Here is a 16,764-nt window from a genome sequence, read left to right on the forward strand (position 1 = left end):
GGGGTTCTCCATGGAGCCGCTTTCGGGATTCGAACCCGAGACCTACGCATTACGAGTGCGTTGCTCTGGCCATCTGAGCTAAAGCGGCACGCCGTCCGCACCATGGTGCGATCAGCAACGTCGGTAAGTCTACACAGTTTCCCGGGGTGCTTCGCACCCGCCCCGGGGCGGTCGGTCCGGGGCGGGTGCGGTGGTCATGAGCAGCGCTTGCCGGGGGGCGGCGGGGTGCCGTGGAGGAGGTAGGTGTTGATCGCCGAGTCGATGCAGGAGCTGCCGCGGCCGTAGGCGGTGTGGCCGTCGCCGACGTAGGTGAGGAGGCGGCCGGAGGAGAGCTGGCCGGCCAGGGCCTGCGCCCAGCGGTACGGCGTGGCCGGGTCGCGGACCGTGCCGACCACCAGGATCGGCGCCGCGCCCCTCGCCTCGATGCGGTGCGGCTCGCCGGTCGCCCTCACCGGCCAGTACGCGCAGTTCAGCGACGCCCAGGCCAGGCCCGGACCGAAGACCGGGGACGCCTTCTCGAAGGCGGGCAGCGCCTTCTCGGCCTGCTCCGGGCCGGTGAACGCCGGCGGCAGGTCCAGGCAGTTCACGGCGGCGTTGGCCATCATCAGGTTGCTGTAGTGGCCACTGGCGTCCCGCTCGTAGTAGCTGTCGGACAGGGCGAGCAGGCTCGCGCCGTCGTCGTGCCGCATCGCCGAGGTCAGCGCCTCGCGCAGCTGCCCCCAGGATCCCTCGTCGTACATCGCCGCGATCACCCCGGTGGTGGCCAGCGCCTCTCCCAGCCGGCGGCCGTCCCGGTCGCCCGCGGGTACGGGGTGGGCGTCCAGCCTGCGGAAGAACGCCCGCAGGTGGTCACCGGCCTGCGCGGGCGTCGTGCCCTTCCCGCCGAGGGGGCAGTCGGAGCGCCGTACGCAGTCCTTGGCGAACGCCTGGAACGCCGTCTCGAAGCCCGCCGTCTGGTCCAGGTTCAGCCTGCGGGCGTCCAGGGACGGGTCCATGGCGCCGTCGAGGACCATCCGGCCGACCCGCGCAGGGAAGAGTCCGGCGTACGTCGCCCCGAGGAACGTGCCGTACGACGCGCCCACGTAGTTCAGTTTCCGGTCGCCGAGCGCCGCCCGCACGATGTCCATGTCGCGGGCCGTCTCGACGGTGGAGACGTGGCGCAGCACCTTCGCCGAGTGGGCCCCGCAGCCCTCGGCGAACTCCCGGTCCGCCTTGACGAGCGCGTTCCGCTCCCGCTGGTCGTCGGGGGTCATGTCGGTCTGCGTGTAGGCGTCCATCCGGGGCCCGTCGAGGCAGTGGACCGGTTCGCTGCGGGCGACACCCCGGGGATCCACCGCGACCATGTCGTAACGGGCCCGGATCCGCGCCGGGTAGCCGATGCCCGCGTACTCCTGGAGGTAGCCGACCGCCGAGCCGCCCGGGCCGCCCGGGTTGACCAGCAGCGAGCCGAGCGGCCTGCCCTTCCCGGTGGCCTTCTTGCGCGCGACGGCGAGCCGGACGGAGCCCGCGCCCGGGTCGGCGTAGTCCAGCGGGGCCTTCAACGTGGCGCACTGGAAGCCGGGTGCTCCGCAGTCGCGCCACCGCGGCCGCTGGCTGTAGTACGACGTCAGTGCCGAGGGCGTGGCATGCGGCAGCGCGGCAAGTGCCGCGTCCACCGTCGCACCTCTCGCCGTGCTGGAACTTCCCGGCGAGCAGGCGGACACGAGCAGGGCGGCGGCCGTGACGAGGGTGGCCGTCAGGCGGGCCGTCGTCCGGGTGCGGATGCCACGGATGCGGTGGGGGGAGGGCCTGGTGTGCATCAGCCGAGCGTAACGGTGCGCGACCGACCGGGTGCGTTCCGTGTGAAGCGTGGCTCGTACGGGGGACACCGTTCGCCGTGGCCCCGCCGGCCGGCCGGACATCACCCCGCCCGCAGGGCCATGGTCATCGCCTCCACCGCCAGCAGCGGGGACACGTTGCGGTCCAGGGCCTCCCGGCACGCGGCGATCGCCTCGATGCGGCGGAGGGTGGACTCCGGGGCACCGGCCCGGGCCAGCCGCTCCAGGGCGTCCCCGGCGTCGGCGTTGGCGATCGCCACGCGGGTGCCGAGCTGGAGGGCGAGGACGTCGCGGTAGAAGGCCGTGAGGTCGCCGAGGGCGACGTCGAGGCTGTCGCGCTGCGTACGCGTTCTGCGGCGCTTCTGCATCTCCTCGAGGTCCTTCATCACGCCCGCGGTACCCCGCGGCAGCCGGCCGCCCTGGGGCGCGCCCAGGGCCGCCTTCAGCTCCTCGGTCTCCTTGCCGTCCATCTCCTCGGCGAGCTGCTTGGCGTCCTCCGCCGCCGCGTCGACCAGTTCCTGCGCGGCTCTCAGGCACGCGCCGACCTCGTCGAGGCGCAGGGGCAGCTTCAGCACCGCCGCGCGGCGCTGGCGGGCCGCCGGGTCGGTGGCGAGGCGGCGGGCCCGGTCCACGTGGCCCTGGGTGGCGCGGGCGGCGGCCACCGCGACCTCCGGGTCGATGCCGTCACGGCGCACGAGCATGTCGGCGACCGCGTCGACCGCCGGGGTACGCAGGGTCAGGTGCCGGCAGCGGGAGCGGATGGTGGGCAGCACGTCCTCGACGGACGGCGCGCACAGCAGCCACACCGTACGGGGGGCCGGCTCCTCCACGGCCTTCAGGACGGCGTTGGCCGACTTCTCGTTCAGCCGCTCGGCGTCCTCGACCAGGATGATCTGCCAGCGGCCGGTCGCCGGGGCGGTGAACGACTTGCGGACGGTGTCCCGCATGTCCTTGACCAGGATCTCCGAGCCGACCGCGGCGACGGTCGTGACATCCGCGTGGGTGCCGAGCAGGGCGGTGTGGCAGCCGTCGCAGAACCCGCAGCCGGGGGTTCCGCCGAGGGCGCGGTCGGGGCTCACGCACTGGAGAGCGGCGGCGAAGGCCCGCGCCACCTGGTTCCGGCCCGCGCCGGGCGGGCCCGTGAACAGCCAGGCGTGCGTCATCTTCGACGCCTCGGGCGGCGGCTGGTTCGCCGCGGCGGCCGTGACGAAGGCATCGGCGTCCCGCGCGGCCGCGTCGAGCGCCGCGCTCACCTTCTCCTGTCCGACGAGGTCGTCCCACACGGTCATGGGTCACGCCGCCCTTCCGTCACACTGCGCGTTCCGGACTCCATTGTGCGGGCGGGGTCCGACAACCGGAGCCGCCGGTGACCCTGAGGGCACGGAAACAGGTAGGCGACCGGGCGCGGGCGGAGCGGCTGAGAGCGGCGGTGCGGTGGGTGCGCGGGCGCGGCGGGTGCGGCGGGCGCGGCGGGCGCGCGGGCGGCCCGGCGGTGAAGCGGGGCCCGTCCGGTGAAGAGGCGGCTCGTCCCGCCGGCTCCGATCTCCTCCGCCGCGCCGGGTGGGCATTCAGCCGACCCCCGGCCGACGCGGGGTAGGAACCGGCGCCGCCCCGCTCGAAGACGACGACCGCCCCGCCGGCCCGACTCCCTCCGCCGTGCCCGGCAGGCACCCAGCCGACCGGCCGACGCGGGAGAAACCGATGCCACCCCGCTGACCCCGCCGAGCCCGGCTCCCCCAGGCACGCCCGGCAGGCACCCAGCGGCCTCCGGCCGACACGCGGCAGGAACCGGCACCGCCCCGCTGAAAGACGACTGCCCCGCCGCCCCCAGCTCCCCGGCGGGCACTCCGGCGCCGCCCGCGCGGGGCAGGATTCGGTTCCGCCCCGCGCGTGGCGGTCGGCCGGGCTCAGCCGCGGCGGCCCCGGCCGCCGCGGCTCCCTCGGTCGCGCTCCTCGCCGGTGTCGCCCCGGTCGCCGCGCGGCTGTTCGTCGTAGGAACCCAGCAGTTCGTCCGCCAGCGTCGGCAGGTCGTCCAGCGGGGTCTCCTCGGCCCAGTCGGATCGCTGGCGGCGGCGCGGGGTGCCGTCGGCGTCGAGCTGGGGCATCTCGCGGGTGTGCGCCTCGGAGCCGTCGGGGCCGACGCCCGGACGCCGTACGCCCGGCTGCTCGTCCCGGAAGAAACCGGGCGGCACCCGGCCGGCCGGGCCGTCGTCCCGGACGGGCGGCAGCACGGCGGTCTCGTCGGCCGCGCCGCGGTCCACCACCGGCGGCAGCTTGGCCGTGTCCTCGACGGACACCGGCGGCAGCTTGGCCGTGTCCTCCACGGACACCGGCGGCAGTACGGCCGTCTCGTCCGCCGCACCCGGCGTCACGGGCGGCTGCGGCAGCTCGGCGGTCACCTCGGTGTCGGCGGGGAAGCGCCGGGTGCCCGCGGCCGGGCCGTCGTGCTCCTCGCGCACCGGACGCAGCACCCTGGTGTCGTCGTCGGTGCTCCGCGCATCCTCACCCGGTGCGGCGGAGTCCCGCCCGCCGCCACGGCGTCCGTCCACACCCGGTGAAGCCACCGGCGCGGGAGCCGTGGCCGGGGGGCCGGCCGGCAGCGGGGCACTGGGCCTGCGGGCCGCCGCGTCCGCCGCGGCCGCGGCCGCGGCGGCCTGCCGGCGGGCCTCCTCCGCCCGCAGCAGCGCCTCCTCGGCCTTGCGTTGCGCCTCCAGACGGCGGGCGTCCTCCTCGGCGCGCAGCCTGGCCTGCCGGGCCTCCTCCTCCGCGCGCCGCCGGGCCTCCTCCTCGGCCTGCCTGCGGCGCCGTTCCTCCTCGGCCCTGCGGCGGGCCTCCTCCTCGGCGCGTGCCTTCTCCTCGGCGAGGAGCCGCTGCCGTTCCTCCTCCGCGCGCCGGGCGGCCTCCTCGGCCCGCAGCCGGGCCTCCTCCGCCTGCCGTTCGGCCTCGCGGCGCTGCGCCTCCTCCAGCTCGCGGCGCTTGCGCTCCTCCTCCTCGGCGCGCAGCCGGGCGAGCTGCTCCTGGCGCTCGCGCTCCAGGCGCTCCTCCTCGGCCTTGCGGGCGGCCTCTTCCTCGGCCTTGCGGCGGGCCTCCTCCTCGGCCTTCCGCCGCGCTTCCTCCCGGGCCTCGATCTCGGCCTCGGAGAGGGGCAGCACGACGTCCAGCCGGTGCCGGATCACCGTGGTGACGGCCTCGGGCTCCTGCCCGGCGTCCACGACCAGGTAGCGGCCGGGGTCGGAGGCGGCCAGCGTGAGGAAACCGGACCGCACGCGCGCGTGGAACTCCGCCGGCTCCGACTCCAGCCGGTCCGGCGCCTCGGTGAACCGCTCGCGGGCGGTCTCCGGGGAGACGTCGAGCAGGACGGTGAGGTGCGGGACGAGTCCGTGGGTGGCCCAGCGGTTGATGCGGGCGATCTCGGTCGGCGACAGGTCACGGCCGGCGCCCTGGTAGGCGACGGAGGAGTCGATGTACCGGTCGGAGATGACCACCGCGCCGCGCTCCAGCGCCGGGCGTACGACGGTGTCGACGTGCTCCGCGCGGTCGGCGGCGTACAGCAGTGCCTCCGCGCGGTGCGACAGGCCCGCCGAGGAGACGTCCAGCAGGATCGAGCGCAGCCGCTTGCCGACCGGGGTGGCGCCGGGCTCGCGGGTGAGGACGACCTCGTGGCCCTTGGCGCGGATCCACTCGGCGAGGGACTCGGCCTGGGTGGACTTGCCGGCGCCGTCGCCGCCCTCCAGGGCGATGAAGAAGCCGTTCCCGGCCGGCGCGGTGACGGGGTCGTCGCCGCCCAGCAGCGCGTCCTTGAGGTCCTGGCGCAGCGGGACGCCGGAACGGTCGTCGACCTTGGCGAGCACCAGCGCGGCGACCGGCAGCAGCAGCGCGCCGACCAGCATCAGGGTGAAGGCGGCCCCGCCGTGTGCGAAGACGAACCTGCCGTTCGCCAGCCGGTGCGGGCCGATCAGCGCCGCGACCAGCGGCGCGATCAGGACGCCGAGCGCTATGAAGACGCGGACCACGGCGTGCAGGTGCTCGGTGGTGCGCGCCCGGCGGTGTTCCTCGGTCTCCTGGTCGAGCAGCGTGTGCCCGGTGTTGGCGGCCACGCCCGCGGCGGTGCCGGCCAGCGTGACGAGCAGCAGCACCGTGGTGACGTCCGGGACCAGTCCGGCGGCGAGCAGGGCGATGCCGGTGACGGCGAGGGCGAGGGCGAGCAGGCGCCGGCGGGAGAGCGAGGGCAGCACCGCGGGCGCGGTGCGGATGCCGATGCCGACCCCGCCGGTCAGGCCCAGCACCAGCAGGCCGTAGAGGACCGGGCCGCCGCCCAGGTCCCTGGCGTGCAGGACGCTCACCGCGACGGCCGCGGCGATGGCGCCGGCGACCGAGGCGCAGGCCGGGACGAGCAGCGGCACGGCGCCGGTGCGGCCCTTGTCGACGCCGGTGGCGGTGCGCGGGCGGCGCAGGCCCTCCAGCGGGGACCGCGCGCGCGGGGTGCGGACGCCGGGCAGTTCGAGTGCGGTCAGCACGGACACGGAGGCGGCGAACAGGCCCGCAGCCACGTACGACGCGAGGGCCGCCTGGTGCTGGTCGAACCAGGCGACACCGGTGCCCAGCAGGTTGTTCAGCAGGCCGGCGACGACCAGTACGGCGGCGGCCAGCGGAACCGTCAGGAACGTCGTCCGCAGTGCCAGGCGGCGCAGCGCGTCGAGGTGGTCCGGGAGCGGCCGTACCGTGGCGCCTTCCGGGGGCGGGGCCGGCAGCAGGGCGGGGGCGGCGCTCTCCCGGCACACCGTCCACAGCCGCTCGGCGACGCCGGCGACGAAGGCGGTGACGAGCAGGACGGCGAGCGCGTCGTCCGGGACCCAGGCGATCCACAGCGGCGCGACGATCAGCAGCGCGGCGCGCACGCCGTCGGCGCCGACCATGGTCCAGCGCCGGTCGAGGGGGCCCTCCTGGGCGGTGAGCGCGGTCAGCGGGCCGAGGAGGACGGCACCGAAGAGGAGGGTGGCGAGGACCCGCGCCGCGAAGACCGTGGCGACCGCGAGGGCCACCCCCCGGTACCCGCCGCCGAAGGTGCCCTCGGTGATCGCCGCCTGGAGGACCAGGACGACGAGTACGAGAAGGGCGAGGGTGTCGCCGACCCCGCTCACCAGCTGCGCGCTCCACAGGCGCCTCAGCTGCGGTCGGCGCAGCAGGGAGCGGACGGCGCGTTCGCGGGAGTCCGCGACCAGGGCGTCGTCCGGTGCTGTGGGGTGGGCCGTTGGCTGCTCGGCTCGCGTCATGCGTTCAGCCTATCCGCAGCCACCGACACCACACCTCGCCCGTGCCGGCATGCGCGCGCCCCGGCATCCACGTGATGCCGGGGCGTGCGGGGCGCGGGGCCGGAGCGGAGGTCGCCGGTCCGGTCCGGGCGTCAGTCGTCCGTGCCGGGGGCCGCCGCCCTGGAGGCCGTCGCCTTCTTGGCGGTGGCCTTGGCGGCGGTGGTCTTCTTCGTGGCCGTCGTCTTCTTCGCGGCCGTCTTCTTGGCCGCGGCCTTCTTCGCGGGGGCGGTCTTCTTCGCCGTCGCCTTCTTCGCGGTCTTCTTGGCCGGGGCCTTCGCGCGCTTCTCGGCGAGCAGTTCGAAACCACGCTCAGGGGTGATGGCCTCGACGCTGTCGTCGGAGCGGAGGGTCGCGTTGGTCTCGCCGTCGGTGACGTACGGACCGAAGCGGCCGTCCTTGACCACGACCGGCTTGCCGGAGATCGGGTCCTCGCCCAGTTCCTTCAGCGGCGGCTTGGCCGCGGCCCGGCCACGCTGCTTCGGCTGGGCGTAGATCGCCTGGGCCTCTTCCAGCGTGATCGTGAAGAGCTGGTCCTCGGTCTGGAGCGAGCGCGAGTCCGTGCCCTTCTTCAGGTAGGGGCCGTAGCGCCCGTTCTGCGCGGTGATCTCCACGCCGTCGGGGTCGGTGCCGACGATCCGCGGCAGCGACATCAGCCGCAGCGCGTCCTCCAGCGTCACCGTGTCGAGCGCCATGGACTTGAAGAGCGACGCCGTGCGCGGCTTGACCGCGTTCCTGCCGGTCTTCGGGGTGCCCTCGGGGAGGATCTCCGTCACGTACGGGCCGTAGCGGCCGTCCTTGGCGACGATCGTGTGGCCGGTGGCGGGGTCGGTGCCCAGCTCGAAGTCGCCGCTGGGCTTGGCCAGCAGTTCCTCGGCCAGCTCGACGGTCAGCTCGTCCGGCGCCAGGTCGTCCGGGATGTCGGCGCGCTGGTGCTGCTCGGTGTCCTTCTCGCCGCGCTCGATGTACGGCCCGTAGCGGCCGACGCGGAGCACGATGTCGTTGCCCACCGGGAACGAGGACACCTCGCGCGCGTCGATCGCGCCCAGGTCGGTCACCAGTTCCTTGAGGCCGCCGAGATGGTCGCCGTCGCCGTTGCCGGCGTCCGCGGCGGCCGCCGTGACGTTGCCCTCGCCGAAGTAGAAGCGCTTCAGCCACGGCACGGCCTTGGCCTCGCCGCGGGCGATGCGGTCGAGGTCGTCCTCCATCCGCGCGGTGAAGTCGTAGTCGACGAGCCGGCCGAAGTGCTTCTCCAGGAGGTTGACCACGGCGAAGGACAGGAAGGACGGCACGAGGGCCGTGCCCTTCTTGAAGACGTAGCCGCGGTCCAGGATCGTGCCGATGATCGACGCGTACGTCGACGGGCGGCCGATCTCGCGCTCCTCCAGCTCCTTGACCAGGGAGGCCTCGGTGTAGCGGGCCGGGGCCTTGGTGGCGTGGCCGTCGACCGTGATCTCCTCGGCGGACAGCGCGTCGCCCTCGGTGACCTGCGGCAGCCGGCGCTCGCGGTCGTCCAGCTCGGCGTTCGGATCGTCGGCGCCCTCGACGTAGGCCTTCAGGAAGCCGTGGAAGGTGATCGTCTTGCCGGAGGCGCTGAACTCGACGTCCCGGCCGTCGGCGGCCGCGCCACCGATCTTGACGGTGACGCTGTTGCCCGTCGCGTCCTTCATCTGGGAGGCGACGGTCCGCTTCCAGATCAGTTCGTAGAGACGGAACTGGTCACCGCTGAGGCCGGTCTCCGCGGGCGTGCGGAAACGGTCGCCCGACGGGCGGATCGCCTCGTGCGCCTCCTGCGCGTTCTTGACCTTGGCTGCGTAGGTGCGCGGCTGCGGGGGGAGGTAGTCGGCCCCGTACAACTGCGTGACCTGCGCGCGGGCGGCGGTGATCGCCGTCTCGCTCAGCGTCGTGGAGTCCGTACGCATGTACGTGATGTAGCCGTTCTCGTACAGCTTCTGCGCGATCTGCATCGTCGCCTTCGCACCGAAGCCGAGCTTCCGGCTCGCCTCCTGCTGGAGCGTCGTCGTGCGGAACGGGGCGTACGGCGAGCGGCGGTACGGCTTGGACTCGACGGACCGCACGGAGAAGCGGGTGTTCTCCAGGGCGCCGGCGAGGGCGCGGGCGGCGGCCTCGTCGAGGTGGAGGGTGTTCGCGCTCTTGAGCTGCCCCAGGGAGTCGAAGTCGCGGCCCTGGGCGACCCGCCTGCCGTCGACGGACTGGAGGCGGGCGACCAGCGAGGCCGGGTCCGACGGGTCGCCGGCGCGGCCGGTCCCGAAGGTGCCCGTCAGGTCCCAGTACTCGGCGGAGCGGAAGGCGATGCGCTCGCGTTCCCGCTCGACGACGAGGCGGGTCGCGACGGACTGGACGCGGCCGGCCGACAGCCGCGGCATGACCTTCTTCCACAGGACCGGCGAGACCTCGTAGCCGTAGAGGCGGTCGAGGATGCGGCGGGTCTCCTGGGCGTCGACCAGCTTCTGGTTGAGCTGGCGGGGGTTGGCGACGGCCTCGCGGATCGCGTCCTTGGTGATCTCGTGGAAGACCATCCGCTTGACGGGGATCTTGGGCTTGAGGACCTCCTGGAGGTGCCAGGCGATCGCCTCGCCCTCCCGGTCCTCATCGGTGGCGAGGAACAGCTCGTCGGAGTCCTTCAGCAGGTCCTTGAGCTTCTTGACCTGCGCCTTCTTGTCGGCGTTGACCACATAGATCGGCTGGAAGTCATGGTCGACGTCCACACCGAGACGGCGGACCTCTCCGGTGTACTTCTCGGGCACCTCGGCGGCGCCGTTGGGGAGGTCGCGGATGTGCCCGACACTCGCTTCGACGACGTAGCCGGGGCCGAGGTAGCCCTTGATCGTCTTCGCCTTGGCAGGCGACTCGACGATGACGAGTCGGCGGCCGCCCTGTGCGGTCTCGCTGGTCGGGGACAACTTCGCTCTTCTCTCCGGTCGACGCTGGGGCCTCCCCGGGGCTTCGTCCCGGGGGCACGCGTACTGCTGGTCGTGTGTCGCTGCGGAGTGTGACGCTACATCCCGCCCCCGTGTCAAACGGGAAAAGCCCACAACGGCCACTCGAACGGTAACCCGACTACCGCCATTCCTGCCGCCCGGACTGCCAGGCAAAACTTGCCCCCCTGTCCGGAGCGTGACGCTCCCCTTACTCGGCGAACAGGGTGGCGCCCGGTGTCAGAGGCGGCTCAGGCAGTACGCGCCGAGGGCCAGCGCCACCGTTGCGGTCACGCCCGCGACCGTGGCCGACGCGACCCGGCCCACACCGTCGGCCACCGGTTCCCGGTGCCGCAGACGGGTCCCCGTCCAGGCCAGCAGACCGGCCCCGAACAGGGCGAACACCACTCCGGTGAAGATCGTCGGTCCGCTCTCCACGCCTCGCCCACCTCTTCCGCGCCGCCCGGTCCAGCCCCGCGCCGGGAGGGTGGCACGCGGGGGCGGCGGGGAGGCGACGGCGGGGTGAACGGAAGGCCGACGGAACGCCCGTGTGCGTTCGGACACGTCACCCGGAACGCGGCGCCCGTATTTTTCCGGCCTTTTTCCGTCACGGGTCCCGGCCGCCTGCCCGCGGCGCCCCCGCGGGGCCCTTGCCGACGGCATACGACACGGCGTGTGCTCCGTGCCGGGACCCGAGCCGGCGGCGCCCATGCGACGGCCCGGGCGCCGGACCTGCGGCCTCCACCGGCGACTGCGCGAGGCCCACGGAGACCGGACCTGCGGCCTCCACCGCGACTGCACGAGGCCCACGGAGACCGGACCTGCGGCCTCCACCGCGACTGCACGAGGCCCACGGAGACCGGGGCGCCGAGCGCGCGCCGGCCCCTGCTCCCCGGCGTGCGCCGGCTCAGCTCACCGGCTCCAGGAAGCCCTGCTCCACCAGCAGCCGGATCTGCGCCGGCGTCCGGTCACGCAGCACCACCGGGTCGTCGCCGACGAGCTGCGCGATGGCGTCCAGGATGCGGCCGGCGCTCAGCGTCCCGTCGCACACGCCCGCGAACCCGGCGCCGACCGTGTCCACCTTGGTCGCCCGGCGCATCCCGCGGTGCTGGCGCAGCACCACGTGCTCCGGGTCCTCGGCCCCGGGCAGCCCGACCTGCTCCTGGACCACCTCCACGGCGAGCCGGAAGCGGCTGTCCAGCAGCGACGCGTCGTCGTGCGCCCGGAGGTAGTCGAGACGCTCGAAGTGTTCCCGGATCGCCTCGCCGAGGGGCTGCTCCACCGGGTGCGGCCACTCCTCCACGGTGACCACGGGCTCGGCGGACCCGGTGCGGCGCAGGGTGATCCAGCCGAAGCCGACCCCCCTGACCTTGCGCGCCTCGAACTCGTCCAGCCAGGCGTCGTACCGCGCCTGGTACTCCACCGGGTCCGCGCGGTGGTCACCGGCGTCCCGCAGCCACAACTCGGCGTACTGCGTGATGTCCTGCACCTCGCGCTGCACGATCCAGGCGTCGCACCCGCGCGGCACCCACGACCTCAGCCTGTCCTGCCAGTCCTCCCCCGCCACGTGCTGCCAGTTGGCCAGGAACTGCGCGAACCCGCCCTCGGTCAGCCGTTCCCCCGCCCGCTGAACGAGCGAGCGGCACAGATCGTCCCCGCCCATGCCACCGTCCCGGTACGTCAGCCGGGCACCGGGGGAGATCACGAACGGCGGGTTGGACACGATCAGGTCGAACGTCTCGTCGTCGCGGACCGGCACGAACAGCGAACCCTCGCGGAGGTCCGCGGCGGGCGCCCCGGAGAGCGCCAGCGTGAGCGCCGTGATGTGCAGCGCGCGCGGGTTGAGGTCGGTCGCCGTCACGCGCGTGGCGTGCTGGGCGGCGTGCAGCGCCTGGATGCCGGAGCCGGTGCCGAGGTCCAGGGCGGAGGCCACGGGCGTGCGGACGGTGATGCCGGCGAGGGTGGTGGAGGCACCGCCGACGCCGAGGACGACACCCTCGTCGCGCTGTCCGATGCCCCCGGCGCCACCGACCGCGCAACCGAGGTCGGAGACGATGAACCAGTCCTCGCCGCCGGGCCCGCCGTACGGCCGTACGTCCACGGTGGCGACCACCTCGTCGCCGCCCACACGCGCGAGCCACCCGGCGTCCAGCGCCTCCGCGGCCGGCAGGATCGCCGCCGCCCGTGCGTGGGGCACCGGTTGCTGGAGCAGGAACAGCCGTACGAGGGTCTCCAGCGGCGTGTCGCCACGGGTCGCCCGGAGGGCGGGCACGGTCTCGCTGCGGGCCAGCGCCGCGTAGGCGGGCGCGCCGAGCAGGTCGAGCAGGCCGTCGGCGGTGAACGAGGCGGCCAGCAGGGCGTCCCGCAGGCGTGCGGCGATGTCGGGCCGGTCGGCGGCGGGCAGGGGAGCGGGTCCTGAGTCAGTCACCTCCCCATTGTGGCCCGGGGCGGCCGCCCGGGCCCTGCGCGCGGACCGGCCGCCGGTGTCAGCCGGCCGTCCCCGGGGAGGTCGCCTTGGACGTCGCGGACGCCGCCGGGACCTTGCAGCTGGGCTGCTCGGCCATCGCCGCCTTGACGTCGCCCTGCTCCAGCCGCTTCAGCGCCTGGGTACCGCTGTCGCTCTGCTTGCCGACGTCCTCGGCCTGGGCGGCGGCGACCTCCTTGAGGCCCTTGGCGAACTTGCCCTGGTCCTTGGTGTCGAGCCCGTCCACCTTCTTCTTCAGGTCGACGTACGACGAGGAGAGGCCGGCCAGGTTCCTGGCGGCGTCCTGCTGCCGCTTGGCGCCGTCGTCGACCCCGGGGGGCGCACCGGCGTGGCCGAGGGCGTCGGCGAGGGCCTTGTAGCCGTCGGCCAGGTCCTCGAAGGCCTGTGCGTACGTCTTCTGGGCGCTCTTCGGGGGGAGGTTGCTGTCGGTGGCGATGGACGCTATCGAGGCGTTGGCCGACCTGATCTTGGCGTCCTGCGCGGGAATCGCGTCGCACACCTTCTTGGCCCAGGCGACCAGCTTCGGATCGGGCCCCTTGTCGCCGCCGCTGCCGCCGCAGCCCGACAGTGCCCCTACCAGTACCGCACCGCCGGACAGCGCGGCCGCGAGCTTCTTGTTCACCGGATCGGTCCCTTCCATGGCTCTCGGCCCCCGGAATCTACACGGCGGACGGCGACCCTCCCTCGGCCGGACGACCTCTACGTAGGCTTTTGTGCCTATTCGCCCAGCGGGAGAGAAGGCTCACGGCGTACGCGGGCGCACAACAGGAAAATGGAGGGGCCACACCTACGCGGGCGCACGGAGACGGGCGGGTGGCGCGCCGTCATGCGCCACCCGCCCGCCCTGGACCCGGGGCTCCCGGCAGTCCTACGAGACCACCGCCGCGTCCGGTGAGTTGGCGGGCCGCCCGGTGTCTTCCTCGTCACCGACGGCGATGCCGCGCCGCTTGGAGATGTAGACCGCGACCACGATCACCAGCAGCGCGAGGACCGCGACCGCGATCCGCACCCCGATGTTCCTGTCGGCGCCGTAGGAGAACCTGATCACCGCGGGCGCGATGAGGAGCGACACCAGGTTCATGACCTTCAGCAGCGGGTTGATCGCCGGTCCGGCGGTGTCCTTGAAGGGGTCGCCGACCGTGTCGCCGATCACCGTGGCCGCGTGGGCGTCGCTGCCCTTGCCGCCGTGGTGCCCGTCCTCCACCAGCTTCTTGGCGTTGTCCCAGGCGCCACCGGAGTTGGCGAGGAACACCGCCATCAGCGTGCCCGCGCCGATCGCGCCGGCGAGGTACGCGCCGAGCGCGCCGACACCCAGCGTGAACCCGATGAAGATCGGCGCCATGACGGCGAGCAGACCGGGGGTGGCCAGCTCCCGCAGCGCGTCCTTGGTGCAGATGTCGACGACCCGCCCGTACTCGGGTTTCTCGGTGTAGTCCATGATCCCGGGGTGCTCGCGGAACTGCCGCCGCACCTCGAACACCACCGAACCCGCCGACCGTGACACCGCGTTGATGGCCAGGCCGGAGAAGAGGAAGACGACCGCGGCACCCGCGATCAAGCCGACGAGGTTGTTGGGCTGTGAGATGTCCATGGACAGGGTCAGCGGCGAGCCCGGCCCGCTGAGCGTCGCGCCGACGTCCCGCACGTTGGTGGTGATCGCGTCGCGGTACGACCCGAACAGCGCCGACGCGGCGAGGACGGCGGTGGCGATGGCGATGCCCTTGGTGATGGCCTTGGTGGTGTTGCCCACCGCGTCCAGGTTGGTGAGCACCTGCGCGCCCGCGCCCTCGACGTCGCCGGACATCTCGGCGATGCCCTGCGCGTTGTCGGAGACCGGACCGAACGTGTCCATGGCGACGATCACCCCGACCGTGGTGAGCAGTCCGGTGCCGGCCAGCGCCACCGCGAACAGCGCCAGCATGATCGACGTCCCGCCGAGCAGGAACGCGCCGTACACACCGAGGCCGATGAGCAGCGCGGTGTAGACGGCCGATTCCAGGCCCAGCGAGATACCGGAGAGCACGACGGTGGCCGGCCCCGTCAGCGAGGTCTTGCCGATGTCCCGCACCGGGCGGCGGTTGGTCTCGGTGAAGTAGCCGGTCAGCTGCTGGATGACGGCGGCGAGCAGGATGCCGATGGCCACCGCGACCAGCGCCAGGATCCGCGGATCACCGCTCTTGCCCCTGATGGCCACGTCGGTGACGCCGTCCAGGTCGGCGTACCGCCCCGGCAGGTAGACGAAGACGGCCACCGCCACCAGCACCAGCGAGATCACCGCGGAGACGAAGAAGCCCCGGTTGATCGCCGTCATGCCGCTGCGGTCGGCGCGCCGCGGGGCGACCGCGAAGATCCCGATCATCGCCGTGAGCACGCCGATGGCGGGCACCAGCAACGGGAAGGCCAGCCCGGCGTCGCCGAAGGCGGCCTTGCCGAGGATCAGCGCGGCCACCAGGGTGACGGCGTAGGACTCGAACAGGTCGGCCGCCATGCCCGCGCAGTCGCCGACGTTGTCGCCCACGTTGTCGGCGATGGTCGCGGCATTGCGCGGATCGTCCTCCGGAATGCCCTGCTCGACCTTGCCGACCAGGTCGGCGCCGACGTCGGCGGCCTTGGTGAAGATGCCGCCGCCCACCCGCATGAACATCGCGATCAGCGCGGCACCGAGGCCGAAACCCTCCAGCACCTTGGGCGCGTCGGCCGCGTACACCAGCACCACGCAGGAGGCACCCAGCAGGCCGAGACCCACGGTGAACATCCCGACGACGCCGCCCGTGCGGAATGCGATCTTCATCGCGGTGTGCGAGACGGTGGTGAGATCCTTTTCCGGTTCACCCGGTGCCGGGGTGGCTTCCCGGGCCGCCGCGGCGACCCGCACATTGCTGCGCACCGCGAGCCACATGCCGATATAGCCGGTGGTCGCCGAGAAAACCGCTCCGATCAGGAAGAACAGCGAGCGTCCGGCACGCTGATTCCAGTCGTCCGCGGGCAGCAGCATGAGCAGGAAGAAGACCACGACGGCGAATACGCCGAGCGTGCGCAACTGCCGGGTGAGATACGCCTTGGCGCCTTCCTGGACCGCCTCGGCGATCCGTTTCATGCTGTCGGTGCCCTCGTCCGCCGCCAGCACCTGGCGCACCAGGACCCCTGCGACCACCAGCGCGGCGAGGGACACCACCGCGATGACGGCCACGAGGATCCGGTTGTCGTCGGTCAGCACCGCGGCCGCGAGCGCCGCCGGGTGATCCGACTGATGTGAGAGGAAAAGCCCCGCCATTCGTCCTCCTTGACGCTTGGGCTGAGCTCAAGATGTGGACGGGATTGTAGGTACACCCGAGTGAACTAGACAGGGGACGGTAAACGAATCAGCCTCCGCGCACCCTCCACAATGATGGAGCCGATCATCGATGGCACGCCAGGAGGGCCGAATGAGGTAATGCCCCCGGCGCATTCACCCCGGATGGGCGCTTGCTTGATCGAATCATCCGCCGATTGATCGTGAATTCCTTCACGAATTCTGGGAGAGGAGCGGGAGAAGCAGCGTGAGAAGGGTGGCAGCGCCCCGAGAGGGGGCGGGCAGGGGGTGGCGCGAGGGCCGGGGAAACGATGAAGGGCCCTGCTCGGCAGGGCCCTTCGAGGAGGGTGCGAGGAGCGCGCGGGACGGCCGCGTCGGCTCAGAGCAGCACGGTGGCCGGCGGTGTGGTCGGCCAGGTCATCCGGATGAGTCCGCCGTCGCGTCCGGTGGAGACCTCCACGTCGTCGACGAGGCCGCTGATGACCGCGAGGCCCATCTCGTCCTCCTCGACGTCCGCGTCACCGTCGGGCGTGTCGCCGGGCGTGTCACCGCCCGGCACGGCGTGCGGGGCCTCGTCGCCGACCTCGATGGAGAACTGTTTCTCGTCCTCGATCAGCGCCACCTTCACCGGTGCCGTGACGCCGCTGTTCCGGTGCAGTCCGACGGCGCGGGAGCACGCCTCGCCCACGGCGAGCCGGACCTCGTCCAGGACGGCCTCGTCCACTCCGGCCCTGCGCGCCACCGCTGCCGCCACCAGCCGGGCGGTCCGGACGTGCTCGGGCAGCGCGCTGAAGCGGAGTTCGACGGTGGCCATGCATCCCCCTCGCGACTACGGGCGTGCGGTGGGGGGCGGGACCGCCTGGGGCCCGCACCCCCTGGTGTACTTCTGTGCCGGACCGTTTCACCGGCTCCACCGGCCCGG

The 16,764-nt window shown here is 73.3% G+C and carries 9 protein-coding genes and 1 tRNA gene; all 10 read right to left on the reverse strand.

Translation table 11 applies throughout. The annotated features are described in order from the left end of the window. Positions 1-11 precede the first annotated feature (11 nt). Positions 12-88: transfer RNA gene (locus ACIQVT_RS29320), tRNA-Thr, on the reverse strand. A gap of 106 nt (positions 89-194) precedes the next feature. Further along, positions 195-1,799: an alpha/beta hydrolase gene (locus tag ACIQVT_RS29325; protein WP_403760573.1), complete on the reverse strand. Its 1,605-nt coding sequence runs from the start codon at positions 1,797-1,799 to the stop codon at positions 195-197. A gap of 101 nt (positions 1,800-1,900) precedes the next feature. Beyond that, positions 1,901-3,106, reverse strand: coding sequence for a DNA polymerase III subunit delta' (locus ACIQVT_RS29330; protein WP_403760576.1), 1,206 nt, complete (start codon positions 3,104-3,106; stop codon positions 1,901-1,903). Between the two features lie 618 nt (positions 3,107-3,724). After that, the gene (gene tmk / locus ACIQVT_RS29335; RefSeq protein ID WP_403760579.1) at positions 3,725-7,090 is read right to left on the reverse strand and encodes a dTMP kinase; all 3,366 of its coding nucleotides are present in this window, start codon (positions 7,088-7,090) and stop codon (positions 3,725-3,727) included. A gap of 131 nt (positions 7,091-7,221) precedes the next feature. Continuing rightward, positions 7,222-10,050, reverse strand: coding sequence for a type I DNA topoisomerase (gene topA, locus ACIQVT_RS29340; protein WP_403760582.1), 2,829 nt, complete (start codon positions 10,048-10,050; stop codon positions 7,222-7,224). A gap of 255 nt (positions 10,051-10,305) precedes the next feature. After that, the gene (locus tag ACIQVT_RS29345) at positions 10,306-10,503 is read right to left on the reverse strand and encodes a hypothetical protein (RefSeq protein WP_403760585.1); all 198 of its coding nucleotides are present in this window, start codon (positions 10,501-10,503) and stop codon (positions 10,306-10,308) included. Positions 10,504-10,972: 469 nt separating this feature from the next. After that, entirely contained in the window at positions 10,973-12,493 is a 1,521-nt protein-coding gene (locus ACIQVT_RS29350; RefSeq protein WP_403760588.1) for a methyltransferase, read from the reverse strand. Between the two features lie 58 nt (positions 12,494-12,551). Next, positions 12,552-13,172, reverse strand: coding sequence for a small secreted protein (locus tag ACIQVT_RS29355; protein ID WP_403760591.1), 621 nt, complete (start codon positions 13,170-13,172; stop codon positions 12,552-12,554). A 246-nt stretch (positions 13,173-13,418) separates the two neighbouring features. Beyond that, a complete protein-coding gene (locus ACIQVT_RS29360; RefSeq protein WP_403760594.1) occupies positions 13,419-15,824 on the reverse strand; it encodes a sodium-translocating pyrophosphatase in 2,406 nt (801 codons plus the stop codon). A 397-nt stretch (positions 15,825-16,221) separates the two neighbouring features. After that, a complete protein-coding gene (locus ACIQVT_RS29365; protein WP_403760597.1) occupies positions 16,222-16,656 on the reverse strand; it encodes an ATP-binding protein in 435 nt (144 codons plus the stop codon). Positions 16,657-16,764 lie beyond the last annotated feature (108 nt).

This window comes from Streptomyces sp. NPDC100445 (genome assembly GCF_044759735.1).
In the GTDB taxonomy this organism is placed as follows: domain Bacteria; phylum Actinomycetota; class Actinomycetes; order Streptomycetales; family Streptomycetaceae; genus Streptomyces.